Source organism: Paraburkholderia solisilvae (assembly GCF_902859875.1).
In the GTDB taxonomy this organism is placed as follows: Bacteria; Pseudomonadota; Gammaproteobacteria; order Burkholderiales; family Burkholderiaceae; genus Paraburkholderia; species Paraburkholderia solisilvae.
In genome coordinates this window covers 1-707 of sequence record NZ_CADIKF010000137.1, presented here as the reverse complement: position 1 = coordinate 707, position 707 = coordinate 1, and the positions used below count along the sequence as shown (strand labels likewise).

Here is a 707-nt window from a genome sequence, read left to right as displayed (position 1 = left end):
GTCCGGGTCACTTCGAAGTAGCTGAAGGTCGATTCGGTCGCCGTGAAATGCAGCGCCATCAGCCGGCTCGTCGCATCGTCGACATACACCAGCAGCGTGCACGCCGGCGCCCGTTCCTCGAACCAGCGATGGTCGCTACCGTCAATCTGCACCAGCTCGCCCAGACACGCACGGCGGCTTCGAGGCTGGTAGAGTTTCGGCGGCCGCTGCCGGCGTGGAATCCACAGGCCGGCATCCGTCATCAGGTGACGCACCGTTTCCTTTGACAGCACCAGCCCGTGACATTCACGCAGTTTCTCGCACGCCAGCGTCGGGCCGAAGTCGGCGTAGCGATCCCGGATCAGGTTCAACGCGCGCTCGGCCACGCCGTCGTCCAACTGGTAGTTGCTCGGATGTCCACGATGCCGTGACAGCAGTCCCGAAGCACCCTGGCTGCGATAGCGCACGGCCAGCCGCTCAACCTGACGCCGACTCAGATGGAGCCGTTCCGCGGCCTGCCACGTCATCAGCATGCCATCGACCACCGACTGGATCGTCCTGAGGCGGTCAACCTCGCGCATCGTCATGGTGATCGTCCCGGATGTCGTCATGCGAGCCTCCCGTCAAAGGTCAGCCAGCATGACATGCGACGTTTCAGCTTTGCCCAGGTACGACATTACAGCTTTGCCGTAACAGCCAGTTCGTTGATAATTTATATTATGTCAAAT

General features: G+C 61.4%; 1 protein-coding gene. It reads right to left on the bottom strand.

Annotated elements, in window-relative coordinates:
- Positions 1 to 590 (bottom strand): helix-turn-helix domain-containing protein (locus tag HV675_RS32150; RefSeq protein ID WP_175115483.1); only part of this gene is annotated, 590 nt, incomplete at its 3' end.
- Positions 591 to 707: the final 117 nt, after the last annotated feature.